General features: G+C 70.3%; 26 protein-coding genes, 1 pseudogene and 1 riboswitch. Of the genes and pseudogenes, 16 read left to right on the forward strand and 11 right to left on the reverse strand.

The window, feature by feature from the left end:
* Positions 1-56: 56 nt before the first annotated feature.
* Positions 57-2363, reverse strand: coding sequence for an immune inhibitor A domain-containing protein (locus AB5J54_RS22105; protein WP_369145631.1), 2307 nt, complete (start codon positions 2361-2363; stop codon positions 57-59).
* Positions 2364-2582: 219 nt separating this feature from the next.
* On the opposite strand from AB5J54_RS22105, the gene AB5J54_RS22110 reads away from it, so the two are divergent.
* The gene (locus tag AB5J54_RS22110; protein ID WP_369145632.1) at positions 2583-3338 is read left to right on the forward strand and encodes a hypothetical protein; all 756 of its coding nucleotides are present in this window, start codon (positions 2583-2585) and stop codon (positions 3336-3338) included.
* A 65-nt stretch (positions 3339-3403) separates the two neighbouring features.
* Here AB5J54_RS22110 and AB5J54_RS22115 read toward each other — a convergent pair whose 3' ends face one another.
* Positions 3404-4309: an NAD(P)-dependent oxidoreductase gene (locus tag AB5J54_RS22115; RefSeq protein ID WP_369145633.1), complete on the reverse strand. Its 906-nt coding sequence runs from the start codon at positions 4307-4309 to the stop codon at positions 3404-3406.
* Positions 4310-4406: 97 nt separating this feature from the next.
* Between AB5J54_RS22115 and AB5J54_RS22120 the strand changes: the two genes are divergently transcribed.
* The 3 genes from AB5J54_RS22120 to AB5J54_RS22130 all read left to right on the forward strand — a co-directional run bounded on the left by AB5J54_RS22120 (position 4407) and on the right by AB5J54_RS22130 (position 6367).
* On the forward strand, positions 4407-4760 hold the full coding sequence (locus AB5J54_RS22120) for a winged helix-turn-helix transcriptional regulator (protein WP_369145634.1): 354 nt from the start codon (positions 4407-4409) through the stop codon (positions 4758-4760).
* 22 nt (positions 4761-4782) lie between these two features.
* Positions 4783-5274 (forward strand): hypothetical protein, encoded by a 492-nt coding sequence (locus AB5J54_RS22125; RefSeq protein ID WP_369145635.1) that lies wholly within the window; start codon positions 4783-4785, stop codon positions 5272-5274.
* Positions 5275-5992: 718 nt separating this feature from the next.
* Positions 5993-6367: an ArsR family transcriptional regulator gene (locus AB5J54_RS22130; RefSeq protein ID WP_369145636.1), complete on the forward strand. Its 375-nt coding sequence runs from the start codon at positions 5993-5995 to the stop codon at positions 6365-6367.
* 9 nt (positions 6368-6376) lie between these two features.
* Here the strand turns inward: AB5J54_RS22130 and AB5J54_RS22135 are convergent, their stop codons facing one another.
* Positions 6377-6883, reverse strand: a complete 507-nt coding sequence (locus tag AB5J54_RS22135; RefSeq protein ID WP_369149422.1) for a GNAT family N-acetyltransferase — start codon at positions 6881-6883, stop codon at positions 6377-6379.
* A 50-nt stretch (positions 6884-6933) separates the two neighbouring features.
* On the reverse strand, positions 6934-8193 hold the full coding sequence (locus AB5J54_RS22140; RefSeq protein WP_369145637.1) for a helix-turn-helix domain-containing protein: 1260 nt from the start codon (positions 8191-8193) through the stop codon (positions 6934-6936).
* Between the two features lie 391 nt (positions 8194-8584).
* On the opposite strand from AB5J54_RS22140, the gene amcB reads away from it, so the two are divergent.
* The 4 genes from amcB (at position 8585) to AB5J54_RS22160 (ending at position 11574) form a co-directional block, all read left to right on the forward strand.
* A complete protein-coding gene (amcB, locus tag AB5J54_RS22145; RefSeq protein ID WP_369145638.1) occupies positions 8585-9931 on the forward strand; it encodes a cyclophane-forming radical SAM peptide maturase AmcB in 1347 nt (448 codons plus the stop codon).
* A complete protein-coding gene (gene amcA, locus AB5J54_RS22150) occupies positions 9909-10094 on the forward strand; it encodes a multiple cyclophane-containing RiPP AmcA (protein ID WP_369145639.1) in 186 nt (61 codons plus the stop codon). Before amcB ends, amcA begins: the two co-directional genes overlap by 23 nt.
* Positions 10095-10199: 105 nt before the next feature.
* On the forward strand, positions 10200-10841 hold the full coding sequence (locus tag AB5J54_RS22155; RefSeq protein ID WP_369145640.1) for a pentapeptide repeat-containing protein: 642 nt from the start codon (positions 10200-10202) through the stop codon (positions 10839-10841).
* A 16-nt stretch (positions 10842-10857) separates the two neighbouring features.
* Positions 10858-11574, forward strand: coding sequence for a hypothetical protein (locus tag AB5J54_RS22160; protein ID WP_369145641.1), 717 nt, complete (start codon positions 10858-10860; stop codon positions 11572-11574).
* On the opposite strand, the pseudogene AB5J54_RS22165 reads toward AB5J54_RS22160, so the two are convergent.
* Both AB5J54_RS22165 and AB5J54_RS22170 read right to left on the reverse strand, forming a co-directional pair.
* Positions 11563-11803 (reverse strand): annotated as a pseudogene (locus AB5J54_RS22165) (trehalose-6-phosphate synthase); the annotation flags it as partial. The gene AB5J54_RS22160 and the pseudogene AB5J54_RS22165 sit on opposite strands and share 12 nt — an antisense overlap.
* A 62-nt stretch (positions 11804-11865) precedes the next feature.
* Positions 11866-12777, reverse strand: a complete 912-nt coding sequence (locus AB5J54_RS22170; RefSeq protein ID WP_369145642.1) for a serine/threonine-protein kinase — start codon at positions 12775-12777, stop codon at positions 11866-11868.
* 88 nt (positions 12778-12865) lie between these two features.
* On the opposite strand from AB5J54_RS22170, the gene AB5J54_RS22175 reads away from it, so the two are divergent.
* The 3 genes from AB5J54_RS22175 (at position 12866) to AB5J54_RS22185 (ending at position 15038) form a co-directional block, all read left to right on the forward strand.
* On the forward strand, positions 12866-13411 hold the full coding sequence (locus tag AB5J54_RS22175) for an RNA polymerase sigma factor (RefSeq protein ID WP_369145643.1): 546 nt from the start codon (positions 12866-12868) through the stop codon (positions 13409-13411).
* Positions 13408-14256, forward strand: a complete 849-nt coding sequence (locus AB5J54_RS22180; protein WP_369145644.1) for a hypothetical protein — start codon at positions 13408-13410, stop codon at positions 14254-14256. The genes AB5J54_RS22175 and AB5J54_RS22180 overlap by 4 nt, the downstream gene beginning before the upstream one ends.
* A 95-nt stretch (positions 14257-14351) precedes the next feature.
* The gene (locus AB5J54_RS22185) at positions 14352-15038 is read left to right on the forward strand and encodes a hypothetical protein (protein ID WP_369145645.1); all 687 of its coding nucleotides are present in this window, start codon (positions 14352-14354) and stop codon (positions 15036-15038) included.
* Between the two features lie 60 nt (positions 15039-15098).
* On the opposite strand, the gene AB5J54_RS22190 is transcribed toward AB5J54_RS22185, so the two are convergent.
* The 3 genes from AB5J54_RS22190 to AB5J54_RS22200 all read right to left on the reverse strand — a co-directional run bounded on the left by AB5J54_RS22190 (position 15099) and on the right by AB5J54_RS22200 (position 19390).
* Positions 15099-16454 (reverse strand): trehalose-6-phosphate synthase, encoded by a 1356-nt coding sequence (locus AB5J54_RS22190; RefSeq protein WP_369145646.1) that lies wholly within the window; start codon positions 16452-16454, stop codon positions 15099-15101.
* 82 nt (positions 16455-16536) lie between these two features.
* Positions 16537-18348, reverse strand: a complete 1812-nt coding sequence (locus AB5J54_RS22195) for a hypothetical protein (RefSeq protein ID WP_369145647.1) — start codon at positions 18346-18348, stop codon at positions 16537-16539.
* 73 nt (positions 18349-18421) lie between these two features.
* Complete coding sequence (locus AB5J54_RS22200) at positions 18422-19390, reverse strand: glucosyl-3-phosphoglycerate synthase (RefSeq protein ID WP_369145648.1); 969 nt, start codon at positions 19388-19390, stop codon at positions 18422-18424.
* 153 nt (positions 19391-19543) lie between these two features.
* Positions 19544-19688, forward strand: a riboswitch (SAM riboswitch).
* On the opposite strand from AB5J54_RS22200, the gene thrC reads away from it, so the two are divergent.
* From thrC to AB5J54_RS22225, 5 genes are all read left to right on the forward strand, one after another.
* Entirely contained in the window at positions 19682-20989 is a 1308-nt protein-coding gene (gene thrC, locus AB5J54_RS22205; RefSeq protein WP_369145649.1) for a threonine synthase, read from the forward strand. Its footprint overlaps the riboswitch before it by 7 nt.
* Before the next feature lie 14 nt (positions 20990-21003).
* Positions 21004-21282: a MoaD/ThiS family protein gene (locus AB5J54_RS22210; RefSeq protein WP_017238235.1), complete on the forward strand. Its 279-nt coding sequence runs from the start codon at positions 21004-21006 to the stop codon at positions 21280-21282.
* A 397-nt stretch (positions 21283-21679) separates the two neighbouring features.
* A complete protein-coding gene (locus AB5J54_RS22215; RefSeq protein ID WP_015035246.1) occupies positions 21680-21883 on the forward strand; it encodes a cold-shock protein in 204 nt (67 codons plus the stop codon).
* 332 nt (positions 21884-22215) lie between these two features.
* Positions 22216-23844 carry a chaperonin GroEL gene (gene groL / locus AB5J54_RS22220; protein ID WP_351180160.1) on the forward strand — a complete coding sequence of 543 codons (1629 nt, stop codon included), beginning with the start codon at positions 22216-22218 and terminating at the stop codon, positions 23842-23844.
* 112 nt (positions 23845-23956) lie between these two features.
* The gene (locus AB5J54_RS22225) at positions 23957-24430 is read left to right on the forward strand and encodes an SRPBCC domain-containing protein (RefSeq protein ID WP_369145650.1); all 474 of its coding nucleotides are present in this window, start codon (positions 23957-23959) and stop codon (positions 24428-24430) included.
* Between the two features lies 1 nt (position 24431).
* On the opposite strand, the gene AB5J54_RS22230 is transcribed toward AB5J54_RS22225, so the two are convergent.
* Together AB5J54_RS22230 and AB5J54_RS22235 are read right to left on the reverse strand one after the other, a co-directional pair.
* Positions 24432-25172 carry a class I SAM-dependent methyltransferase gene (locus tag AB5J54_RS22230; RefSeq protein ID WP_369145651.1) on the reverse strand — a complete coding sequence of 247 codons (741 nt, stop codon included), beginning with the start codon at positions 25170-25172 and terminating at the stop codon, positions 24432-24434.
* Between the two features lie 270 nt (positions 25173-25442).
* The gene (locus tag AB5J54_RS22235) at positions 25443-26168 is read right to left on the reverse strand and encodes a transporter substrate-binding domain-containing protein (protein WP_369145652.1); all 726 of its coding nucleotides are present in this window, start codon (positions 26166-26168) and stop codon (positions 25443-25445) included.
* Between the last annotated feature and the right edge of the window lie 4 nt (positions 26169-26172).

The following is a 26172-nucleotide window of genomic DNA, read 5'->3' on the forward strand; positions in this document are numbered from 1 at the left end:
GCGCGGAGGGCGGTACGGGAAGCCCCGTACCGCCCTCTTCTTCTCGTTCGTGCGGATCAGTGCGCGGCCGGGTTGGCGACGCTGATCGTCAGGTCGTCGCCGGCGTCACCGGTGACCGTGACGCGCACGCCGTGGCCGGCGACCTTCACGCTGGCCTGCGGGGCCGTCGTGTCGTAGTACGCGTTCGGGTCGGTGTCGTCGAAGACCGGGATGCCCGGGACGGAGGGGGCGCAGGCCGCCAGCGTCTCGACCGTCTTGTTGCCGCCCTTGCCCACCAGGACCTCCTTGTGGAGGCAGGTCGCGTCGGTGGCCTCGAGGCCGAAGGTCGCGTCGAAGGGCTGGCGCCGGTTGCTGGGCGCGGTCCCGTCGGCGTACCGGAACGGGGCCGGGCGGGCGTCGACGGCCATCGCCGAGCCGCCACCGGGGTGGTTGCTGACGTTGTTGTCGTCGAAGGAGCGGTCGACGTACCAGACCAGCATGCCGTTCTGGAACTTGAAGAACTCGACCCAGTCGGGCGCCGTGATGCCCTTGCTGAACTGGTACGGGCCCTGGGCGAGGAGCGCGTCGGAGCCGACGTACTCGCGGTTCTCCACGAGGTAGAACCGCGGGGAGGTGGCCGTCTCGGTGCCGGTGGAGATCTTCCAGCGGCCCTGCGCGGTCCAGCCGCCGACGCCCTGCTCGACGTCGTCCGACGCCAGGTTCGTCCCGCCGGAGGTCAGCGTGATGTCGTCCAGGAACGCGCCGGCGAAGTGCACGCCGCCGTCGCTCTGGTAGCGGAACCGGAAGAGGGACGGCTTGCCGGCGGAGTCGTACGTGAACCGCAGCGTCGTCCACTTGCCGCCGGAGGAGCCGGAGACGGACGTGCCCGCGCGGGCCCAGGTGGCGCCGTCGTCGAGGGAGTACTCGGCGAAGAGGTAGTCGAAGTCGGCCTCGATCTCGTACCAGGCGCTCGCCTTGACCGTGACGCGCGGCGCGGCCGGCACGGAGCGGGTGAGGGACTGGTTGAGGCCGTCGGCCGAGCCGGTCCACCAGGCGTGCGTGCCCGAGGTGGGCGTGGCGTAGGTGGTGCTGCTCGTCTTGTCCGGGAGCGCGACGCGGACGGCCTGCTCCTTGCCGGCGACCTGGAGCGCGGCCGGGCTCAGGGTGTACGAGCCGGTGGCGCCGAGCGGCGCGTCGGCGTGGTCCAGCCAGCCGAGGAAGAGCTTCTCCTCGGCGCCCATGAGGCCCGGATGGGTGCCGATGCCCTCGTTGGCGGCGGCGCCGTGGCCGAGCCAGGAGCCGGAGCTCATGAGGGTCCAGAAGGCGGTGGAGTTCTCGCCGCCGTCGGTGTCGTAGAAGTCCGGCAGGCCGAGGTCGTGGCCGAACTCGTGGCAGAAGACGCCGAGTCCGCCGTTCTCGCCCTCGGTGGTGTAGTCGCCGAGCCAGTACCTGGACTGGCCGATGCGGGCGCCGCCCTGCTTGTTCTGGGCGCCGGAGACGGCGGGGCCGGTGAGGCCGTAGTCGTCGCCGTTCACGTACCAGCGGTGGGACCAGATGGCGTCCTCGCCCTGCGCGCCGCCGCCGGCGTCCTCGCCCATGCCGGCGTGCACGGCCTGGAAGTGGTCGATGTAGCCGTCGGGCTCGTCGAAGTTGCCGTCGTGGTCCCAGTCGTTGCGGTCCCAGACGTCGAACTGGGCGAGGTACGCGTCGATCTCGGCGGGCGACTCGCCGGCCGCGAGCCGGGCGTTCCACCAGGCGTCGCCGGTGTCCTGGATGAAGGCCCAGGAGCCGCCCGTGTCCTCGACGGCGTTGTCGCCGTAGGTGGAGGCGTTGCCGGGGACCTTGACCCAGTCCTCGACGGTGTTGGTCACCGAGTACTGGCCGCTGGACAGGCCCTCGTAGAAGGTCTTCATGGACTCGCCGGAGCCGTTGAAGAGTTCCTCGTAGTGGGCCTTGGAGAAGTCCGCGGTCCAGGCGTTGGAGTTGTCGGTGCTGCGGTCCGGCCGGGGTATCCGGTTGTGCAGCGGGCCGGGGACGGTGCCGAGCTTGCCGGAGCCCTGGTCGCCGAACTCGGAGAGGATCGTGAAGATCTTCTCCTGGCGGGTGGCGGTGGTGGTCTTCGTCTCGGCGAACTTGCCGGGCGCGACCTCGACGACGCCCTTGCCGTTCGCCTTGGCCTTGCCCTTGGCGACCAGGTCGATCGCCTGCTCGCGCAGCTTGGTGCGCTGCTTCGTGAGAGGTCCGGGCCGGTCGTCGGTCCGGTGCGCGTTCGCGCCCGCCGGTGCGACGTCCCGGGCTTCCTGCGCGGCGGCGGGGGTGAGCCCCGCGGCGAGGAGTGCGGTGAGCGCCGACCCGAGGGTCATGCCCACGACAATCTTCTTCACGTGTGTCGCGATCCTTCCGCTTGCCTCATGTGCCTCATGGGGAAAAACGGATCGCCTGGGGGAACGATCGCCGCAGAGTCTCGCACGAAAGGACCGGCGGAGAGGAGGGGTTGGCTCGGCTAAGCTCCGGCGACGCTCCGCAGGGGTGGAGAGTGCAGATCCGCGGTCGGGGAGGCCGGAGTGGGGCGAGGACGCGTTACGGCAGGAGTCTGGGCGGGAGTGGCGATGATGCTGCTCGCCGGGTGCGACACCGCGCACGGCGGAACCCGGGATGGGAGCGGCCCTCCCCGGCAGTCGGCGACGGCGAGCGCGACCGAATCCTCCGCCGGTCCGGCGGTCGCGTCCTCCGCCGAGGTAGCCGCGAACGTGCTGACGTTCACGTATCGCCCGAAGAACGACTACAACCACATCGATCAGATGCTGGAAATCAACAACAGCGACACCCGCTCGGTCGTCCCTGTCCTGGCGTTCACCGCCCTCGACCGGCAGAACCGCCCCTTGCCGGACGTACGGATACGAACGGTTTACGGAAGTGACAGCGGCCGCTTGGTGGCGACGTACGGGTCGAGCTTCGACATCCTGCGCTTCACGGGGACTGGGCGGCATCAGGTGCACGATGTCCGCGTCACTGTCCGCCACCTGGCCACCGCCCGGGAACGGGCCAACATCCACCCTGTCACCGTCCAGCCACTCGACGACGCCGGAAACGCCGTCAGCAAGTTCAGCCGTTTCGTGGCCGTCCGCGTGAAGAACCCCGACCCCTTCGCCGTCTCCGTGCGCGTCGCCTACATCGTCTACGACCAGCCGGCCAAGGGCGAAACCCAGCAGGTCGTCTCTGCCACCGCCGTCGGTGGATTGGTACACGTCCCGGCTCAAGGCGCTGTGGTGCTCAAGGTCACCGGTGAAGCGGAGCGGGCAGTGGCCAGATACTCGGACGGCCCTGCGGTGAGCGTCAAGGCGTACAACTCCCAGTGAACGCGATGGCCTGAAGGCGGCCGGAATCGCCCCGTGGACCGACGGCTGCGCGATCGAAGCGGCACCTATGCGGAGATCCGGGCGGCACCTCGGTCCAACAGCAGGTCGACCACACCCGTCAGGTCCTCCTCGCCGCTGCCCGCGTCGAGCCGGCGGCGCATCAGCTCGAAGTAGGGCCGGATCAGTTCCGGGCTGACGCCCTGACCCTCGGCCGTGGCCAGGAACGTCGGCGTGCCGGCGACTTGCATGGCGAGGTGGGAGACCACGCCGCTGGTGTAGTCCTGACTCTTCAGCCGGGCGGCGGTCCCGTGGACGCCCTGGGCCATGGCGGCGAGCCAGTCGGCGAGCAGCGGGGCGAACGCCACGGGATCGATGTCCTCCCGGCGGATCAGCGCGAAGGCGTGCGCCGCCCCGGCGAACATCCCGTACATGCCGCTGAGCAGGGCCACGTCGTGCAGGGCGGCGAATCCGGCGTCCTCGCCGACGTACTTCGTGCCGACGGGTACGGCCAGGGCCTCCCGGTGGAGCTCGAACAGCTCCCGGGAGCCGCTGTAGAAGACGTAACCGCCGGCCTCCGGGACACCGATCATCGGCGGGACGGCCATGATGCCGCCGTCCAGGTAACGGGCGCCCCGCTCCTCGGCCCACGCGGCCCGGGCCCGCGCCTGGGCGGGGGTCGTGGTGGTGAGGTTGACGAGGTCCTTGCCGGCCAGGTCGACGCCGTCCAGGGCGGTCCCGACGGAGGCGTCGTCGAGCAGGCAGATCACGACGAGGCCGCTCGCCGCGACGGCCGCGGCCGCGCTGTCCGCGGCCTTCGCCCCCTCGGCGGCGAGCGCCTCCGCGCGGGCGGGGGTGCGGTTCCAGACGGTGAGCGGATACCCGGCGGCGAGCCAGGTGCGGGCGAGGGCGGTACCCATGGCACCGAGCCCGAGGAGGGTGACGGGGGACGCCTGCGTGCTGTTCTGTGTCATGCCCAAAGGCTGCGACGGGCCTCTGACCTGCTCAAGTACCCACTTTCAAGTGGGTGGTTACCCTGAGGTGAGTGAGGAGCTCAGGAGGGGTGGGGGCATGACGACACTGAACCGACCGGGTACGCCCGACGGGCACGTCTGCGGGATCGACACCGCGATGGAGGTGATCGGCGGCAAGTGGAAGGTCCTCATCCTCTGGGCCCTCCACGAACACCCGCACCGCCGCTTCGGCGAACTCCGCCGCCTGATCCCGGGCATCACGGAGAAGGTCCTCGCCTCCCACCTGCGCGAGATGGAGGCGGACGGCATCGTCGACCGCGTCTCCTACGACGAGGTCCCGCCCCGCGTCGAGTACGCCCTGACCACATCCGGCCGCCGCCTCGACGAGGCCCTCGAACCGCTGGCGGCCTGGGGGCGGGAGCGGCGGGAATCCAGTAGCCCGACGCACTGACAGCCAGCGAGGATCCGTCGTCATGGGAGCGGACATCCACGGATTCATCGAGTGTCGGGTCACGTACGGCACCATCGACGAGGAGGATTCGAGCTGGTTTGCCGCCATCGACCTGTTCCTGCTGTACGGCGGACGGAGCTACGACGCCTTCGGCTGTCTGTTCGGTGTCCGCAACTACGCCGGCTTCCGGCCTCTGGCCGAACAGCGCGGGCTGCCGCCCGACGTGACCGATGAAGTCCGGAGCGGGTACGAGAGCGACCCCACCCTCTACCACAGCGCGTCGTGGATCGGGTGGGAGGAGCTGGCCGCCGTCGACTGGGACGAGCCCGCACTGACCGTCGACGCGCGCGACGCGTGGAGGCAGGAGGGCAAGATCATGCGAGTAGCGCGCATGACGCGCCGGGAGGCCGTGCACGAGTTCGGCGAGTGGGACCCGGTCTGGGCGACCATGAAGGCCCTCGCCGACGTGCACGGCCCCCGGTACGTGCGGCTCGTCGTCTGGTTCGACAACTAGCGCGGGTCGCCCCCGTCGGGACGTCGCCCTGTACGGCCGCCAGCTCCTGATGACCAGCGTGCAGCCGGACTCCGCGTGCTGCCGCATCTTCCTGCGCCGCTCCGAGGCCACGACCGGGCCGGGCGTGGACCCCGCGCCCCGCCGGCCCGGCAGGTTCGGCGCATCGGAGGGCAGGGCCCGCAGCAGATCGATCGGCAGAGCCGCCGGGGGCCTGCTGTGACCTCGGCCCACGAAAGCGCGCCACGGTGGCGGGAAAGCCGGACGGTCGTCCGCCACGTGTGTCTCCAGCAACCACCCACCGACCCCGGCCACGCTTCCTCGTTGCCGTGACCGCCGCCGCGGCGGCGGTCAGGCGCCTGGGGCGAGGCGGTGCCTCCGAGCGCCGGGGTCCCCGTACGGCGGGTTGCGCTTACCTACTTAAGACGGGGCGACCAGGGCGAGGCCTCGACCTGCGTGAATGCCGGAGTCGCGTTGCGACCCCGACTCCTGACTATGCAGATTTGAATAGAAAGCATCCTGTGGAGCTTGAGGCGATGCCAGAATGGGTGATCGGCGTAGGTCTCGGATATAGCCCCGGAGGTACCCTGTGCGTGCGGCCCGACGAGTGACCAAGATCGAGACGGTCAACCGGACCACTGGCGAGGTGCAGGACCTCACTGTCCACTCGTCGGTCGGAGCCGCACACGGGCTCTGGTTCCGGGGAGGTGGGTTCACCACGATGGGATACGACGCACACAACGCCCTCGCCGAGGCTGACCTCAGCGGGGCGTCCTACAAGCTGTTCCACAAGATGTGCGCCCTTCAGAACCGGAAGGACCACGGTCTCGTCCGCGTGGAGAGCCAGGTCAAATTCGCCGAGCAGGTGGGCATGTCCCAGTCGTCCGTCTCACGGTCCCTGCGGCAGCTCGCCGAGGCCGGATTCATCTACCCCGACGGCCGTGATTGGCGCATTCGCCCCGACTTCGCGTTCAACGGCAACGGTGCCGCGCAGGGCCAGGCCGTACAGAACATCCCCGCCGCGACCCCCGACCCGTACGCACGGAAGGGCGCCGAGCTGACCGTCATAGACGGCGGCGACGCCAGCGACACGTGAGCGACCGCCCTAGCGGACCTCCTCCTCAGGCGTAGCGATCTTCCTGATCATCGCGGAGAGCAGGGGTGACTCGGGGGACGGTTGGCTCATGCCGATCACCTGGTATCCCCATGACTCGTAGACGCGCTGGACCTTTCCGTCGCCCGCTGCCGCATTGACCATGAGTGACACGTAGGTCTCACTGCGTCCGGCGAGCAGTTCGTCGTGGATGCGCCGTGCCAGGCCGGTCCCCCGGTAGGGCACCGTCACGCCGATCTCCTTGAGGGCCAGAGCCGGGGAGCCGCTGAATCCGGCGTCGACTTCGCCCATCCTCGTCCACCAGCGGTCACCGCTCTCCACGGTGTTTCCGTACGCGTAGCCCACTGGCCGGCCCTCGGGGGCGAAGGCCAGCACCGCCCCGAACCCTGGCTCCCTGCCGTGGCGCTCCAGGCGTTCGGCGAAGGTCGGCACCGCGTAGTTCGGCAGGTGAAGCAGAGGCTCGCGTACCTTCGCGTACGCCGCGATCAACGGAGCCATGACCTCCTCGACATCCTTGGGGGCACTGCCGTAGTGGCGGAGTCGTGGGGTCATGCGGTCTGCCTCCAGGTGTCGCGGGCGTACTGGTTCCAGGTGTGGGCGAGGGCGGCGCCGGGGGCGATTGTCTCCAGGCGTCGGCCGAAGGTGTGGAGCATCCCCACGACGCGGGGGTGGCGGATCGAGGCATCGGCCGGGACTGACATGGCGCTTGCGATGGCGGTTTCCACGTCTCCTTGTTCCAGCTGGGCCCGTGCGACGCGGGTCGTGGCGATGGCTTTGGACCGGTGCATGTGGGGGCGTAGGGCGGCGAGGCAGCGATGACCGTGGGCCTCCGCCCGCTCGAAGTCGCCGAGGGCGAGGAACGCCGACAAGGCGAGGCTGTCGAGTTCGGCCTGGTCGTAGAAGGCGTTCATCCACACAGGACGCTGCGCCTGTGGATAGGCGCGCAGCATGGCGTCCTGGGACTGGTCGAAGGCGCGGCGAGCGGCCGTGCCGTCTCCGGCCGCCCCGTGGATCGCGCCCTGTCTGGCCAGGCCGAGGGAGGCGAACATGGGGTCCTGGCGGGTGATGTTCAACTTCCGGGCCACGTCATTGGCAGCGGCAGCGTCGGCCGGGCGCCCCATGTGCCGGTACATCGTGCCCGCGTGGGACCAGATGCGGAACTTGATGTACGGATCACCGGCCATCTCGGCGAGCTGCTGGGCGACACGCATGTGCCTGGTAGCGTCCTCGAACCGGCGCCCGTCGATGGCGGCCCACATCGCGGAGGAACGGAACGCGGCAGCCGAGGCGTAGACCTGCTTCCTCACGCGCTGACTGGCATGGCCGGAAGCCTGGAGGGACAGCGCTTCGTCCGCGAGCGCTGCGGCCTTGTGCTCGATGGCGAGCTGTCCGCCGTGGCGGTGGTCGTTGGCGACGACGTCGGCGAATCTGCGGTGGAGCCGCTCGATGTCGCTGGCGCCGACCCGTCGGGGAACGCTGAATGCCGGGGCGGCTGATGTGAGGGCGATGGCCGTCCCGGCCGTGATGAACTGGCGGCGTTCCACTGGGCCCTCCGGTGGTGCTGTGGTGCTGGGGCATGCGAACCCCAGGTCTTTCAACGAGCAGCGGAAGACCGCTTCCAGCGCCTTGCGTGTGCGGCCGATCGGGCGCCGGGTGGCTCCGCTGATCAGATTCCGCACGGTCCGGTCCGACACGTCGCCGGGCCTGCCGGTGATGTCCAGCAGCGCGGCGTTCATCCGAGCCGCCAACTCTTCTTGCGTGAGGCCTAAGTCGGCCATTTGTTGCTTCAACACGGCGTTGACTGCCACGAAAGAGAACGTAGACCCGGCGCACCCTCGGAGCCAGGGACTTCGCAAAGCGCTCGCAAAGTCTTCCGGTCGCTGACCATGCCTCGCTCGCCAACCTTTCCTGTTCCGGAGTGGGGGTCGCGCCGTTGACTGATCACACGCCGTCCGGGTGTGGGCCGATCAGTGAAGGCTCCCCCTACCTGCCCGGACGGCCGCCGAGATCCCGACGGAAGGAGCAGGCGATGGACAGCTCTCTCCCCCGCCGCACGCCTGGAGCGAGCGGAAACGAGCACGGAGCGCCGACACCGGAGTACGGCGTTCCGAGCCGCGAATTGCGTGAACGGGCGGCCGGCGGCTGGGAGCGGTTCCTGCGTCGTTTCGCCCTCGATCAGGCTGGCCGGGAGGGCGAGGCGTGAACACCATCGACCACGCCGGGTACGAGCAGCACGAGCTGCTCGGGCATCAGGTACGGGATATCGCTTCCCAGAGCGAGGGCGAGCTCATGGCTGTCACGCACGAAGTGCACGACGACGGCCGTGTGGTCCGCATCGCGCACATCCGTCCCGCCTCCGGCGTGGAGTGGTCGACGGCCGTCGCCAACGTCCGGGCCGTCCGACCGACCGAGTGGAGAGCCATGACCTCGCACCGTCCCCAGAGGCTCGCGACCGTCCCTCGTGCGGTGATCATGCAGCCGACGACGCGGTGCCTGCCCATGGACTGTACGTACTGCTACCTGCCGCTGCGGAAGAAGACGCTCCTCATGACGGTGGATGTCGCCAGGGCAGTGGCCGCGCCGGTCAATGCATGGGCGGCCGATGACCCGGCATTCGAGGTCGTCTGGCACGGGGGCGAGCCCTTGGCCACGGGGCGGGAACACCTGGCCGCGCTGATGGCCCCCTTCGAGGGCGTGAAGCACTCCGTGCAGACGAACGCCGCCCTCGTCGACGACGCCTGGTGCGAGTTCCTGCTGGACCACGACGTGGCCGTGGGGGTCAGCATCGACGGTCCCGTAGACATGAACACCCACCGTGTGACCCTGGCCGGGCACCCCGGATTCCACGTGACGATGCGGGGAATCGACCGCCTCCGCCGTCACGGCATCCCGTTCTCCGCGATCGCAGTCGTCTCCGACCCCGACCCGGCGAACGCTGCCCGTCTGTACGAGTTCTTCGCCGAACTCGGTGCCACCACGCTCGGCGTGAACATCGAAGAGGAGGAGGGTGTCAATCGCTCCGTACAGGCGACCGACTCCGTCCGTACGGCGGAGTTCTGGGCCGCCCGCACCGCCGCCTGGCGGGACAACCCAGTCATACGGCTGCGGGAGATTCAGCGCGTACTGAACTTCGCCGGTGCGGTTCTGCAGAACCAGGTCACGGCGTCACTCCCGGCCTCCGACCCGTGGGACCCGCTGCCCACCGTCGCCCATGACGGCGGCGTGGTCATGCTCTCGCCCGAGCTGGCCGGATTCACCGACGACCGGTTCGGCGACTTCACCACCGGCAACGTGCTCCACCTCGGCCTCGACGTCCTCGTTGCCGAGGCCGAGAAACGCACCCCATGGATCACCGAGTTCTGGAAGGGCGTCGACGCCTGCCGCGCCGCATGCCCCTACTTCGCCTTCTGCGGTGGAGCCCACCCTGCCAACCGGTACTTCGAACACGGCGGCCGGCTGGATGGAACCAGGACCCGGTACTGCACCACCGCCAAGATCGCCCTGATGGAAGGAGTAACGCGCCATGTCCGCGCACATGCCCACTGACGCCGCCACCCTCGTGATGGACTCGCCCCACGGCTTCCGGTCCCTGCTGGAGGCTGCTGGGACACAGGCCCTGGCCACCTTCGACAACCGGCCCACGTGGGACAACCCCACTCCGGTGTTCGACAACCGGCCCACCTGGGACGACTGGAGCAAGAAGTCCTAGCCCCCCGTTGACCTCGGGGCGGTCTCGCCAACCCTGCGGGACCGCCCCGGTGCCACGACAGAACGGAGCACCACCATGGCCACCCGAGTCTTCAGGCACGTCACCGTGACGACCCCGGACCTGGACGAGGCCGACCTGTACCTGTCGACCGTCGAAACCCTCGACAGCGCGCGCGGAATCGTCCAGGACTTCGCCTTCGGAGACGCGGACCTGCGGTCGCTCGACTTGGACACCCGGCTCATCACCGGCCGCATCAAGGGCGTCCACTCCCAGCGCGTCGAGTTCCAGGCCTTGAATCTGCACCGCGTGGAGATCAGGGACAGTGATCTCCGCTCGGTCCGCTGGGGCGAGAGCAAGCTGACCCGAGTGGTGGTCCGCGACTGCAAGCTCATGGGCGCCGCGCTGGACGGCTTGGTGCTGGACGACGTGCTGTTCGAGGGGTGCAGGTTCGACTACGCGGCATTCGACAAGATCCGCGTCACCGGACCCCTGGTTTTCACAGGCTGTGTGTTCACCGAAGCCGTGTTCAGCGACTGCGATCTGTCCGATGCGGTGTTCTTCGACTGCACCCTCAGGCTCACGGAGTTCGGCGCCGGCCGTTACCGGGACACGGACCTGCGCGGCAACGACCTGTCGAAGATCCGAGGCGTCACGAACCTGGCCAAGGTTCGCATCGATCACACCCAACAGGCCGACCTTGCTCACGCCTTGGTGAACGAACTCGACATCACAGTTGGTGACAACTGACCACAGGAGGACTCCCGTGCCCCTGCGCCTTGCCTTCGACGACCTGTGTGCTTTACGCGCACGCTGCGGCATCGCCGCAGTACGCACCATCGACGACGCACCGGATTACGAGGACGGGGCCGTGGCCCCCTCCGGCCCTTGGCAATCGCTGACCGACGAGACCGTGCGGATGCTGACTGTTCCCGCGCGGGTGCCTTCCAGCACGCTCGTGGAGATCGTCCGGCCTCCCGTACCGATCGACTCGGGGCTGGCGGACCTGGCGGCGTCGCTGGGGGACAGCCACGCTGAGTACATCGGCCAGGCCTTGGCTGAACCCGGTATGCGCACCACCACGGACAACTATCGGGACGGTCGCCTGATCGGCCTCCACCTCGACAACTGGGACAAGCTCACATACGGCCGTAGGGCGACCGGCAGGAGACGGCTCGCCTTCAACCTCGGCCCGGGCAACCGGTACATCATCCTTGGCGACGTCGATGCTCGGGCCGTGTGCCGGGCGGTCCACCCCGACTCCTACGAGCGGCGGTATCCGCACACCGACGACTACCGCGCATATGTCGCCGCCGGTCACCCCATCCGGTGCGTTCGGATCCGCCTCGCTCCCGGAGAGGGCTACATGGCGCCCACCGAGTTCCTCCTCCACGACGGCTCGACCGAAGACGAGGGCGAACCGTCGACCATGGCCTTCTGGCTCGGGCACTGGGATCGCGGCGTTCTGCCCTCACTCGTCTGACCGTCGAGATGAGCTCCTGAGCGCCTCCAGCTGCTCCAGGAACCAGCGCTGCGGAGGCAGGGCCGTGGCCGCGGCTGCCAGGCGTTTCGTGCGGTCCGTGCCTTCTGTGGGGTGCATGGTCAGGGCGGTGTGGAGGGCTTCGGCGGTTTCGGTGACATCGCAGGGGGTTGATGGTGATGGCGTCTTCGCGGAGTTCTTCGTAGGCGCCGGCTTCGCGGGAGAGGACGAGGGTGACGCGGCCGGATTCCTCTCCAGGACACGACCGCGGTGCGGACCGGCTCCCTGTCGGATTCAACGCTGCAGCCAGCTCAGCAGGGTCGTCGCCGTGAACACCGCGCCCGACGCCAGACAGACCGTGCGCGGGGTCAGCCACCCGGGGCCTTTCAGGGGCTGGGGCTGCGGGGCTGGAGCGAGCAGCGCGTCTGCGAAGGCCTGGGCGGTCGGGGGGCGATCGGCCGGTTCGACGGACATCGCGGCCCGTAGCAGCAGGGCGACGTTCGGTGGGAGCTCCCCTCCGGCGGGGAGCGCGGGCAGCGTCGAGGTGGTCGACTGGTCGGTCATCAGGGCTGTGGCGCGGCCGCCCGGGCCGAACGGCTTCTGCCCGGTCAACAGCTCGTAGGTGACGACGGCCAGCGCGTACACATCGGCCCTTCCGTCGAACCCGCCGGTCTGGAAGGCCTGTTCCGGTGCCATGTACGCGGGGGTGCCCGTGGTCACCGTCAGCCCGGACGCGTCGGCCAGTTGTTTGGCGCTGCCCAGATCCGCCACCAGCACCTCGGCGGGCGCGGGGCCGGTGGAGAGCAGCAGGTTGGACGGCTTGACGTCGCGGTGCACCACACCCGCGTCGTGCAGGACCTGGACCGCGTAGCCCGCCTCCGCGGCCAGCCGCAGCGCCTCCCGCGGGTCTCCCTGCCCGACCCGGTCCGCCAGGGTGCCGCCGCGTACGTAGTCCATGACGAAGTAGGGCCGGTCCTCCTGCACCCCGACGTCATGCACCCGGACCACCCGCGGGCTGGCGATCCGGCGCAGCAGCCTCGCCTCCGCCAGGAACCGCTCGCGCACATCGGCGTTGGCGGCCCAGTTCTCGGCCAGCACCTTCACCGCGACCTCGGTGTCGAGTTCCGGATCGTAGGCCTTCCAGACCGTCGCGAAGGAGCCGGCTCCGAGCCGGTCAAGGAGGAGGTAACGGCCGAGCTTGCGCATGTGGCAGCATTCTGCCGGAGTCCGGGGGAGCGTGGAACGCCCCCCTCGACGGGTGGGACGCGCGCGGGGCGAAACGGGGGGATTCCGGGTGTTCGAGGAAGGCGAGTTGGAGCGGCTCGTGGCGGCCGCTCAGGCGGGGGACTCGGGGTCGACGGAGTACCTGCTGGCCACACTGCGGCCGGTGGTGCTGCGACGCTGCTCGCGCTTCCTGCCCCACCACGCCGACGCGGAGGAGGCCGCGCAGGACGCCCTCCTGTCCATCAGCACGCACCTGGGCGAGTACAGCGGCCACGGCTCCTTCCTGGGCTGGGTGACGGTGATCGCCTCGAACGCCGCCCGGTCCACCTACCGTTCGATGCGCCGACGCGCCGAGGACAGCCACGCCGACCTCCCCGAGTCCGTCGACCCGCGTACCACCAGCGTCATCGCCGGGAGCCGGCTCGACCTGATGGAGGCGTTGGCCGCGCTGGAGCGGCAGCACCCCACCCTGGTGGAGTCCTTCGTGCTGCGCGACCTGGGCGACCTGACCTACGTCCAGGTGGCCGAGCAGCTGGACGCCCCGTTGGGCACGGTCAAGGACCGTATCCACCAGGCCCGCCGCTTCATGCGCGAGCGCCTGGTCGCCGGTTCGTGAAGGGCGGTCACGCGACGGGTGGCGGCCACGCCGTCGTCCGGCTCCGGTCCGCCGTCGCCGCCCTGGTGGCAGCCGCCGCGCTCGGGCTGGTGACCGGCCGATTCGTCCTGCCCTCGCCCCCCGGCGCCGACGCGCACCCGGCAGCGCGGTCGGGTGCCTCGCCCGGCGGGGCGTCCCAGGGCGCGTCCGCTCCCGCGAGGCCCGGCATGTCCGCCCCGATGCCCGCGCCCTCGGCCTCCGGTTCCGGCTCGCCGATGGGTGCGACCGGGCCGGTGACGAAGGCGAACCTTCTGGAACCCGCGGCGTTCGGCCCGGACGCCGGCATCGGGAAGATCCACGTCACCGACCGGTACGGCGACGGGCATTACGCCAACGCGGCCTGCACGGGGGAGAAGACCCTCACGGAGACCCTGGGCGGGCCCGGTGCCCACTTCCGCGGACTGATGACCAGCACCCGCACCGACCCGAGCGACGCCACGCTGGCCCGGGACAGCGCCGACCAGGTCGCCCGCGAGGTCGCCGCCGAGGCCCGTACCCCTTCCCTGGCGCAGAACTTCTCCCAGCGCCTGCTGCTGGAGCAGGTGCCCTGCCAGGAGGAAGCGCCAGGGCACTGGGTCTACGGAAGGACCACGACGCTGCGGATCGCCCCGGACGTCACCGCGAGCTGGATGGGCGTCTACCCGGGATCCCTCAACACCACCGGCACAGCGCCCGAGGGCGAGGAGCCCTGCGGCGGCATCGCCGTGCTGCGCAGCGGCACCCACTACGGGGTGCTGGAGGTCGAGGCCTGCCTGGGGACGGCCGCGATGGACCGGGTCGTCAGGACCGCTCTGTCACAGCTGTGAAACAGCCGGTCAGAGCTCCAACTTTCCCTCCTCCGGCGGCATCTCCCCCGGTTGTACGAGGACGCAGCAGGCGTCCCGACCAGCAGGGGGACCAGATGACCGAGAACCAGACCGTCCAGCAGAAGTCCGTTCGCCGCAACCGGGTCGCCGCCGCGGCCTGCTTCGCCGCCGCACTGATCACGGCCACCGTCTTCGGCACCCAGTCGGCCACCGCCGCCGGGGCCGCGCACCGCACCGCGGCCGCCGCCCGCTCGGCCGCGGTCGCCGCGCCCGGACTCGGCTCCGCCGCCCTCGTCCAGAGCGAGGACTTCCGGACGGGCCTGAACCCGGTCGGCGCGACCGTCGCGCTGACCGGGCGCCAGGCGCTGTCCGCGTGCTCCGGCGAGGAGACGATGCGCGACCTGACCCAGGGCAAGGCCACCGCGTACGCGTCCGTGAACTGGACCTTCGACACCGGCGGCCTGCTGACCGAGTCGGCCGCGAGCGCCCCCACCAAGACCGCGGCCGCCACCTGGGAGAAGCAGCTCGTCGCGCTCGTCCAGGACTGCCAGGACGAGCCCGCCGGCCACTGGTACTACGGCGCGGCCCACACCCTGACCACCACCGGCGGCACCGCCCACTGGTACCCGGCCTACAACGGCGACGGCACCGCCACCGGCGGGGTCGCGGTGCTGCGCAGCGGCACCAGGGTCGCCCTCGTCGAGCTCACCGGCCGGCCCGGCTACGCCCCGGCCTACGTCGAAGGCATCGCCACCGCGGCACTGAACCGCCTCTCCTCCTGAACGGCAGCCTGAACGACAGTCCCGCTCCGCCCGCGCCGTCGGGCGGAGCGGGCCACCGGCTCACCGCTCCCGCAGCGCCTCCAGCTGGTCCAGGAACCACCGCTGCGGCGGGTGCGCCGTGGCCGTCGCCGCCAGGCGCTTCGTGCGGTCCGCGCGTTCCGTCGGGGGCATGGTCAGGGCCTTGTGCAGGGCCTCGGCCGTCTCGGTGACGTCGAAGGGGTTCACCGTGATCGCGTCCTCGTGGAGTTCCTCGTACGCGCCGGCCTCCCGGGAGAGGACGAGCGCGCAGCCCGACTCCGAGACGACCGGTATCTCCTTCGCGACCAGGTTCATGCCGTCGCGCACCGGGTTCACCAGGGCCACGTCCGCCAGGCGGTAGGCGGCCAGGGAGCGGGTGAAGTCGTCCTCCACCGAGACCAGGACCGGCTGCCAGTCCGCCGTGCCGAACTCGGCGTTGATCTCGTCGGCGAGCTCCGTGACGGAGGCCGTGTACGCGCGGTACGCCTCCAGGTCCTGGCGGGACGGGTACGCCGAGGCCAGGTGGACCACCCGGTCGCGCCATTCCGGGTGGGCGGTGAGGAGCTCCCGGTAGGCCTGCAGGCCTCGCAGGATGTTCTTCGAGAGTTCCGTCCGGTCGACTCTGACGATGGTCTTCCGGTCCCCGATCTCGTCGCGCAGGTGCGCCAGGCGGTCGTCCACCTGCGGGCGGTACGCGAGGGCCCGCAGCTCCTCGCCGTCCACCCCCAGGGGGTACGCCGCCACCCGCGTCCGCCCCAGGTCGCCCGCGCCCTGCTCGAAGGCCTCCGCCCACGCGCGCGTGTGGAAGCCGAGGCGGTCCGCGCCGAGCATCCCCCGCAGGAGTTCCTCGCGGATGTCGGCCGGGAGCATGCGCAGGTACGCGGGGGAGGCCCAGGGGGTGTGCGTGAAGTGGGCGATCCGCAGGTCGGGGCGGAGGTCCCGGAGCTGCCCCGGGACCAGCGCCAGGTGGTAGTCCTGCACCAGGACCGCCGCGCCCCGGGCCGCCTCCGCCGCCAGGGCCTCCGCGAACGCGCGGTTGTAGCTCCGGTACGACTCCCAGCGGCGGCGGAACCCCGCGTCGAAGACCGGCTCGCGCGGGATGTCGTACAGGTGGTGGTGGAGGAACCACAGCACCGAGTTCGCGATGCCGTTGTACGCGTCCGCGTAGACCCCCGGGTCGATGTCCAGCATCCGCACGCCCGGCTCGCCCGTACCGCGTCTCACCGCCTCCCGGTCGCCCTCGCCGAGCGCCGCGCACACCCAGAGGCTCTCCTGGGAGTCGATGGTGCTCAGGGCCGACGCAAGGCCGCCGCCGCCCTTGCGGGCGTCCAGCGAACCGTCCTCGCCCAGCACGTACGAGACCGGGCCCCGGTTGGATGCCACCAGCACAGTTGCCATGTGGCGAACCTAGCCCGTCCCGTAAACGCTCAAACGTACGTATACGAGACGGGTGGATTCGGCCACGGGGAGTCGCCGCAGGTCAGTCGCGTCGGCCGCGCATCGCCGCCTTCGCCACCAGGCCGGTCGCCGCGAGGGCCACCGCGAGTGCGCCGAGCAGCCAGAGGCGTTCGCCGTTGCTTCCCGTCTCCGCCATCGAGCCGTCGCCGTGACCGCCCAGCGGTCCCGGGGCCGGAGGGGCCGGCGGGGACGGCGGGGACGGGAGCACCGAGACCGTCGCCGATGCCGACGGGGAGGGGTCGGGCTGCGTGGGGGTGGGGGTCGGGGTCGGTGAGGGGTTCGTCGGGGTCGGGGTCGGATCCGTCGGGGTCGGCTCGGGCTTTTCGAGCTCCGGCGTCACCCCGCACGACGGGTCCTCGCTGCCGTCCCCGCAGTTCGAGCGCGGGCTCTCCACCTCCACGCTGTTGCGGAGCTTCCCGTCGCCCGTCGCCGGGTTCTTGATCTTCACCGAGTACGTGACCGTCGCCGTCCTCCCGGCCGGGATGGTCCCCACGTACCCGATCCTCGGCTTCTCGTACGACACCCTGCCCAGGTCCGTCCGCACGTCCCCGTCGTAGTCGGCGTCGTCCAGGTTCCCGGTCAGGTCGTCGCCGAACGTGGCGTTCGGGTAGTCGAACGGGCCGATGTTCTTCGCCGTGATCGTGTACGTGAGGGTGTCGCCCGGCTTCACCTTCCGCGGGCTCGCCGTCTTGGTGATCTCCAGGTCCGGGACCGGTACGGAGAAGGCGAGCCCGGACGGCACGTAGGTGTCGCCGCTGGTGGAGAAGGTCAGGTCCGCCGAGGTCGCGCCCGGTGGGACGGCGCCGGCCGGGACGTCGAAGGCCTTGGCGTCGATGCTCAGGTTGTTCGTGAGCTTCGGGGAGACCGCGCCGTCGTCCTCGCCGACGAAGAAGTTGTTCGTGTTGCCGGTGTGGGCCTCGGTGACGTTCCTGCCGTCGACGAGGAACTTGTCGCCCGGGGTGTTCCAGTCCCCCTCGTACGCCGTCACGCTCGCGCGTACCGTGCCCGGGCCCCGGTAGAAGCCGCCCACGGTGATCGTGGTCGCCGGGGACGTCGAGCGCTGGAGGACGTGGCCGCCGTACACGTACACGTTCCGCCGCTCGGGGGCCTTCACCCGGTCCGGACCGGGGAACCTGTGGACGACGGTCAGGGACCAGCCCGCGACGCAGCCCTTGCCGCTCGGCGCCCAGAGGTTGCCGACCGCCACCCGCGCGTCCGTCCCCGAGACGCCCGCGAAGGCGGCGGTCACGTCCGACTCGCCCGTGTAGTAGTGCGGGCCACTGGTGTCGGCCGGGTCGGCGACCATGCTGTCGATCGACACCGGGGTCGCGGGACCCGCCCCGACCCTGATCACCGGGGCCGTCGTCGTCGGGTCGCCGGGGGAGCGCCCGACGTCCGCGCCCGAGATGTCGCAGCGCTTCAGCTGCGCGCCGCTCGGGCCCTTGTACGTGCCGTCGTTCCCGCCCCAGAAGAGGCGGGCGTACGCGACCTCGGCGCCCGCCGGGATCTTGACGTGACCGGTGCTGGAGCCGAAGTCGGTGGTCCCGAGGCCGGCCGCGTCGATGCGCCGCATCACGAAGGTGTTGTTGTTGTCCGAGCCCTGGCCGGAGGCCGCCGTCGCGCAGCGGGCCGCCAGGTCCGCCGGGCCGGCCGGGCAGCCCATGACCGTGTTGCCGATCGTGGTGAAGTCGCCGTACAGCGACGCGTCGTACCGCTTGCCGAAGGGCTCGACCACGTCCGCGGCGGCCGGTCCTGCCGCCGCGGACGCGAGCGAGCCCGCCGTGAGCCCGATGACCGCGAGCACCCTGCCCAGGTGATGTTGTCTGAAGCGCATAAAAGGGCAATTTATGCAAAACGGATCATCGTGGGGCGTTACGCCACGCGGCGGTGTGCCTCCTCCTCGGACGTCACGCCACGCGGCGCTGTGCGTACTCCGCGATCTCGGCCATCGGCGGCCGCTCCTCCGTGTCCACCGCGTACGTCCGCGGCTCGAAGCCCTTCTCGCCCCGCTCGAACTGCGTGAGCCGCGGCCGCACCAGATGCCCCCGCGAGAGCCGCAGCTGCGCCGTCCGGTAGATCGCCGCCGCCATCCGGCCCAGCGCCTGCCCGTCCTGGTGCCGGTGCTTGCGCACCCCCACGTCCACCTGCGCGAGCGCGTCCAGGCCCACCGTGTGCAGGGCGTCCACGAGCAGCCCCAGCTCCACTCCGTAACCGACCGGGAACGGCAGCCGTTCGAGCAGCGAGCGCCGGGCCGCGTACTCGCCGCCCAGCGGCTGCACGAAACCGGCCAGCTGCGGCCAGTGGAGGTTCAGCAGCGGGCGGGCCACCAGTTCCGTCACCCGGCCGCCCTGACCGGGGGTCTTGCCGGAGGCGAGCCCATCGAATTCAGTGCCGAACGGGCGGTCGTACATCGCCTTCACGAACTCCACGTCCGGGTCCGTGAGCAGCGGGCCCACGATCCCCGTCACGAAGTCCGCCGAGAAGTCCCGCAGGTCCGCGTCCACGAAACAGACCACGTCCCCGCTCGTCGCCATCAGCGACCGCCAGAGCACCTCGCCCTTGCCGGGGACGGTCGGTATGCGGGGGAGTATCGCGTCCCGCGCGACCACCCGCGCGCCCGCCGCCGCCGCGACCTCCGCCGTACGGTCCGTGGAGCCCGAGTCGATCACCACCAGCTCGTCCACGAGGGGGACGGACTCGGTCATCAGCTCGCGCCGGATCACGGAGACGATGTCCCCGACCGTCGCCTCCTCGTTCAGCGCGGGCAGGACGACGCTGACCGTCGTGTTCCGCTTGGCTGCGAGGATCCGTTCCAGCGGCCTGTCCGTCACCGACCAGGACCGCCGGGCCAGCCAGCGCTCCACCTCTTCCAGCACGTGATCTCTCTCCATCTCGCGGGTCGGACGGCCGGTCCAAGGTTCCGGGCCTTCGGTTACAGTCTTGAACAACGCGGATGCCCGATGCACGTCGGGGTGCCGCCCGCGTCGGAGCGCAGGAACGAAAGTCCACCGCGCTTCACAATCGAATACCGCTCATCCAGAGGGGCAGAGGGAAACGGCCCGTTGAAGCCCCGGCAACCCTCCAGTCGGTTACTCGTCCTCCAGCGAGGCTCCCGGCTAGGGAAGGTGCCAAATCCGTCTCATGGCGAAAAATTCGTCATGGGAAAGATGAGGAGAAAGGGCCTCGCCTCCATGGCTGTTCAGACCGTCGCACCCACCACCGTCGACCTCGGTCCCGCGTCCGGGCTTTCCTGTCGCGAATGCGGTGAAGTCTTCCCGCTCGGCCCGATCTTCGCCTGTGAACTCTGTTTCGGACCGCTCGAAGTCGCGTACGACCTTCCCACCGGTGACCCCGAGGCGCTGCGGAAGCAGATCGAGGCCGGCCCCGCCAACATCTGGCGCTACGCCCCCCTCCTGCCCGTCCCCGCCGACGTCGCCGAGAAGCCCAACCTGAACCCCGGCTGGACCAAGCTCGTCCAGGCCGACAACCTCGCCCGCGAGCTCGGCGTCGCCCCCGGAAAGCTCTTCGTCAAGGACGACTCCGGCAACCCGACCCACTCCTTCAAGGACCGGGTCGTCGCCCAGGCCCTCGAAGCCGCCCGCGCCTTCGGCTTCACCACCCTCTCCTGCTCCTCCACCGGCAACCTGGCCGGCGCCGTCGGCGCCGCCGCCGCCCGCGCCGGCTTCCGCTCCTGCGTGTTCATCCCGCACGACCTGGAGCAGGGCAAGGTCGTCATGGCCGGTGTCTACGGCGGTGACCTCGTCGCCATCGAGGGCAACTACGACGACGTCAACCGCTTCTGCTCGGAGCTCATCGGCGACCCGCTCGGCGAGGGCTGGGGCTTCGTGAACGTCAACCTCCGCCCGTACTACGGCGAGGGCTCCAAGACGCTCGCGTACGAGATCTGCGAGCAGCTCGGCTGGGTCATCCCCGACCAGCTCGTCATCCCGATCGCCTCCGGCTCCCAGCTCACCAAGATCGACAAGGGTCTGCAGGAGCTCATCAAGCTGGGCCTCGTCGAGGACAAGCCGTACAAGATCTTCGGTGCCCAGGCCGAGGGCTGCTCCCCGGTGTCGGCGGCCTTCAAGGCCGGCCACGACGTCGTACGGCCCCAGAAGCCGAACACCATCGCCAAGTCCCTCGCCATCGGCAACCCGGCCGACGGCCCGTACGTCCTCGACATCGCCCGCCGGACCGGCGGCGCCGTGGAGGACGTCAACGACGAGCAGGTCGTCGAGGCCATCAAGCTCCTCGCGCAGACCGAGGGCGTCTTCGCCGAGACCGCGGGCGGCGTGACCGTCGGCGTCACGAAGAAGCTCGTCGAGGCCGGGCTCATCGACCCGAACCTCACCACCGTCGTCCTCAACACCGGCGACGGACTCAAGACCCTGGACGCGGTGGCCGACACCTCTCAGGCGACCGCCACCATCCGCCCGAGCCTGGACGCGTTCCGCGACGCCGGCCTGGCGCTCTGAAAGGTAACGAAGACATGGCCGTGAACGTCCGCATCCCCACCATCCTCCGCACCTACACGGGTGGTCAGTCCGAGGTCCAGGCCGAGGGCGCGACCCTCGCCGAGGTCATCGCGGACCTGGAGAAGAACCACACCGGCATCGCCGCCCGCGTCCTGGACGACCAGGGCAAGCTGCGCCGCTTCGTCAACGTCTACGTCAACGACGACGACGTGCGCTTCGAGCAGGGTCTGGAGACGGCCACCCCGGCCGGCGCGGGCGTCTCGATCATTCCGGCCGTCGCCGGCGGGTGCTGAGACCCGTAAAGCGCTACCAGTCAGTACCAATTGCCCCTTCCGCGCGATAAGCGGAAGGGGCAATTCTGCATGGTTGAGCGCGGTAGAGTTGGGGAAGTCCCCTCCGCTGCTCATGCCGGACGCATATGAGAATGCGTCCCCGCACGACAAGAAGCAGCCAAAGTGCCTGCGCGTTGTGTACGTTCTGCGCGCTTTGCCGGGCCCGACTTGCCCCGTAATTCCGGGGAATCTCCCCAATTCCCCTTTCCGGGGCGCCCAGAATTCTCGGTCGAATGACCTGTTGCAGAGGGCAGTTGGGCAGATACATTCAGCGGCGGTCGACGCGTTCCGGCGCAGGGTCTGACCCGGGTCCGCGAGGTGCGGTCCCGCGCAAGGGCCAGTAATAGGGGAGTTAGGCATGGCTCAGGGCACCGTCAAGTGGTTCAACGCGGAGAAGGGCTACGGCTTCATCGCGGTAGACGGTGGTGCGGATGTTTTCGTCCACTACAGCGCGATCCAGATGGATGGCTACCGCAGCCTCGAAGAGGGCCAGCGGGTCGAGTTCGAGATCTCGCAGGGCCAGAAGGGTCCGCAGGCGGACATGGTCAAGCTCGCCGTCTGAGCGCGGCGCGATCGGCCACCGACGCAACGCCGTCGAGGGGTCCGCATCCCTGAGGGGATGCGGACCCCTCGCGCGTTCCCGCCCCGCCCCCGCCCCGCCCCCGTACGCCCCCTTGATCGGCCTCCCGAAACGCGAGAGTCGCTTGCACTCTCCTAGGGCGAGTGCTAATCATTGGCGTTAGCACTCGGAAGGTGAGAGTGCTTACGAGGATCGGGCAGACGAGGTCCGCGGCCAGGTGGGGCAAGGAACCATCGGGCACGCAGGCCGTCCGTCGCGGGCGTCGGCGCGGTCCTGGAGCGTTATCCACCCCATGTCCGGGAGGACCACTTCACATGGCCAAGATCATCGCGTTCGACGAGGAGGCCCGGCGCGGTCTCGAGCGCGGCATGAACCAGCTCGCTGACGCCGTCAAGGTCACCCTCGGCCCCAAGGGCCGCAACGTCGTCCTCGAGAAGAAGTGGGGCGCCCCCACGATCACCAACGATGGTGTCTCCATCGCCAAGGAGATCGAGCTCGAGGACCCGTACGAGAAGATCGGCGCCGAGCTGGTCAAGGAAGTCGCCAAGAAGACGGACGACGTCGCCGGCGACGGTACGACCACCGCCACCGTCCTCGCCCAGGCGCTCGTCCGCGAGGGCCTCCGCAACGTGGCCGCCGGTGCCAACCCGATGGCCCTCAAGCGCGGCATCGAGAAGGCCGTCGAGGCCGTCTCCGGCGCCCTGCTCGAGCAGGCGAAGGATGTCGAGACCAAGGAGCAGATCGCTTCCACGGCCTCCATCTCCGCCGCCGACACCCAGATCGGCGAGCTCATCGCCGAGGCGATGGACAAGGTCGGCAAGGAAGGCGTCATCACCGTCGAGGAGTCCCAGACCTTCGGTCTGGAGCTGGAGCTCACCGAGGGTATGCGCTTCGACAAGGGCTACATCTCGGCGTACTTCGCCACCGACATGGAGCGCATGGAGGCGTCGCTCGACGACCCCTACCTCCTGATCGTCAACTCCAAGATCTCCTCCGTGAAGGACCTCCTTCCGCTCCTGGAGAAGGTCATGCAGTCGGGCAAGCCGCTGCTGATCATCGCCGAGGACGTCGAGGGCGAGGCCCTGTCGACCCTGGTCGTCAACAAGATCCGCGGCACCTTCAAGTCCGTCGCCGTCAAGGCCCCGGGCTTCGGCGACCGCCGCAAGGCCATGCTGAACGACATCGCCATCCTCACGGGCGGCACGGTCATCTCCGAGGAGGTCGGCCTCAAGCTCGAGAACGCGGGCCTGGACCTGCTCGGCCGCGCCCGCAAGGTCGTCATCACCAAGGACGAGACCACCATCGTCGACGGTGCCGGTGACAGCGAGCAGGTCGCGGGTCGCGTGAACCAGATCCGCGCCGAGATCGAGAACTCCGACTCGGACTACGACCGCGAGAAGCTCCAGGAGCGCCTCGCGAAGCTGGCCGGCGGCGTGGCCGTCATCAAGGCCGGTGCCGCGACCGAGGTCGAGCTCAAGGAGCGCAAGCACCGCATCGAGGACGCCGTTCGCAACGCGAAGGCGGCCGTCGAGGAGGGCATCGTCGCCGGCGGTGGCGTGGCCCTGCTCCAGGCGTCGAACGTCTTCGAGAAGCTCGAGGCGGACCTGTCGGGCGACGAGGCCACCGGTGCCAACATCGTCAAGCTGGCCCTTGAGGCCCCGCTGAAGCAGATCGCGGTCAACGCCGGCCTCGAGGGCGGCGTCGTGGCGGAGAAGGTCCGCAACCTGCCCGTCGGCCACGGCCTGAACGCCGCGACCAACGAGTACGTCGACCTCATCGCCGAGGGCATCATCGACCCGGCGAAGGTCACGCGCTCCGCGCTGCAGAACGCCGCGTCGATCGCCGCGCTGTTCCTCACCACCGAGGCCGTCATCGCCGACAAGCCGGAGAAGGCCGCCGCGCCGGCCGGCGGCGGCATGCCGGGCGGTGACATGGACTTCTGAGCCCCGGCTCGGTAGTTCATCGCTGAACGCGAACGAGGGCGGCACCCCCACCAGGGGGTGCCGCCCTCGGGCGTTCGGCGGATGCTGGAAGGGTACGGAAGGGGTCGTCGCCATGGTCACCCTCCTCACCACACCGGCCGACCGCGAACTGGTCATCACGCGGACCTTCGACGCCCCGCCGGCCCGCGTCTGGGAGGCCTGGACGCGGCCCGAGCACGTACGGGAGTGGTACGGGGCGGCCGGGCTGACCACCTCCGTGGTCGACATCGACCTGCGGACGGGCGGCGCGTGGCGCTGGGGCCAGAGCGGGCCCGACGGCCAGGAGATCGTCTTCTCCGGCACGTACGAGGACGTCCTCCCGGTGGAGCGGCTCGACTACACGGAGGTGTTCGAGCAGATGCCCGACGCCGAGCCGGTCCACGTGGCGCTCACCTTCGACGCGACCCCCGACGGTGGCACGGCCCTGACCAGCACGTCCTTCTGGCCGTCCAACGAGATCAGGGACCAGGCGCTGGCGGCGGGCATGGAGGCGGGGGTGCGGGAGCAGTACGACAGGCTGGCCGCCCATCTGGAGGGGATGCGGTGAGTCAGGGCCGGCGGAAGAGGCCGGTCCAGAGGAAGGACTCGCCGAAGGCCGGGGAGTCGGCGGGCAGGGAGCGCATGCGGCGGAGCTCCACCTCCGTCAGGTCGGCGAAGACCGCGCGGAGGGAGTCGTCCGTATAGGCGAGCCCGCCGTGCAGCCGGCCCTCCCGGTAGAAGTCGGCGTCCGGGAGCTCGGAGCCCATGCCGCCCTCGCCGGCCGCGAACGCGGTGAGCGCGAAGTGCCCGCCGGGCGCGAGGGCGCGGTGGAGCAGGGCGAGGTAGCTGACGCGGCGGTGCGGGGGCAGGTGGTGGAAGCAGCCGGAGTCGTAGACGAGGTCGTACGGTCCGTCGAGGGCGGCGGTGAAGGCGTCCCCGCACACGAAGCGGACGCCCTCGGCGCCCGTGTCCCCGGCCCGCTCCTCCGCCCAGGCGACGGCGGTGGGCGAGAGGTCGACGGCGGTCACGTCGAAGCCGGCGGAGGCGAGGTACAGGGCGTTCCGGCCGGGCCCGCAGCCGAGGTCGAGGACCCGGCCGCCGGCCGGGAGCAGGCCCTGCTCGACGTACGACACCAGGTTCTCGTCGGGCTTGGCGACGAAGAACGGCACGGGCTTGTCCCGGTCCGCGTAGAACCCGTCCCACCATGCGGCGCCCCCCTCCGTCCAGCGGTCGGCTTCGGGTCGGAACAGGCCGTCGAGCAGGGTGAGGACGTCGTCGACGGTGCGGATGGTGCGGGCGGTCTCGTTCATGTGGATCTCCCCTCCGAGTGCCCTGATTCTATGGGGAGTTGAGATGAAAGCCCAGGTCAGGGGCTGTTTGTGGACCCTCCGAGCGGGGCGTGTGCGGGCGTCTGGGCGGGGGGTGGGGCGGGGGCCCCGCGGGGGCCCCGCGAAGGGCTTGGCGGGTGCCTCCGGGCCCGGGAGAGGGCTGTTCCCGGGAGTCGCCGGGAGGGTTTCTCCGCCGTGTTCCGGAAGGGAATGGAACGGGTTCAAAACCGGCTGCCGGTGGGCGTCGGGCGGTCAGGCCGGCGGGGCCAGCAGGGCGGTGTCCTGGCCCGAGCGCCGGAGTGACTCCGCGACGAAACCGTTCGCCTTCAGCTCCTCGACCGTGTCGCGGAGGAAGGCGACGGTCTCGGGCCGGCGGCCGACCGTCGTGCCGACGGCCTGCCGGATCTCCATGAACCGGCCCTCGATCAGGCGCACGTCCGGATGCGCGGCGGCGTACGCGGTGAGCGGCTGCCGGATCCCCGCGCCCACCTCCAGGCCCTCGGCCCGGAACACGTCGACGCCCTCGTCGCCGCGCACCACGGTCGCGTGGGCGAGACTCCGCGACAGGAACAGGTCGTACGCGGACCCCTTCTTGACCCCGATCCGCACACCCGGCGCGTCCACCTCCTCGACGGTGCTCAGCGCCGAACCGCGCGGCACGGCGTACACGCCCTCGATGACGACGTACGGCGCGGTGAACGCGACCTCCGTCTCCCGCGCCGGGTCCACGGCGAGGAAGCAGAGGTCGGCCCGGCCGTCCGCCATCGCGTCGAAGGACTTCCGCGCCGCGTCGAAGCAGAGCAGCTCCACGGGCAGTCCGAGCCGCGCCCCGATCTCCCGCGCCAGGTCCACCGTGATCCCGCCCGGCGCCTCGGGCGTGCCCTGCGCGAGCACCGGATTCCCGAGGTTGACGGAGGCCCGGAGGACCCCGGCGGGGGCGAGGTCGGCGGCGACGGCGGGGCGGGGTGTGGTGGTCATGGGG

The sequence above is a fragment of the Streptomyces sp. R44 genome, assembly GCF_041053105.1.
Lineage (GTDB): Bacteria > Actinomycetota > Actinomycetes > Streptomycetales > Streptomycetaceae > Streptomyces.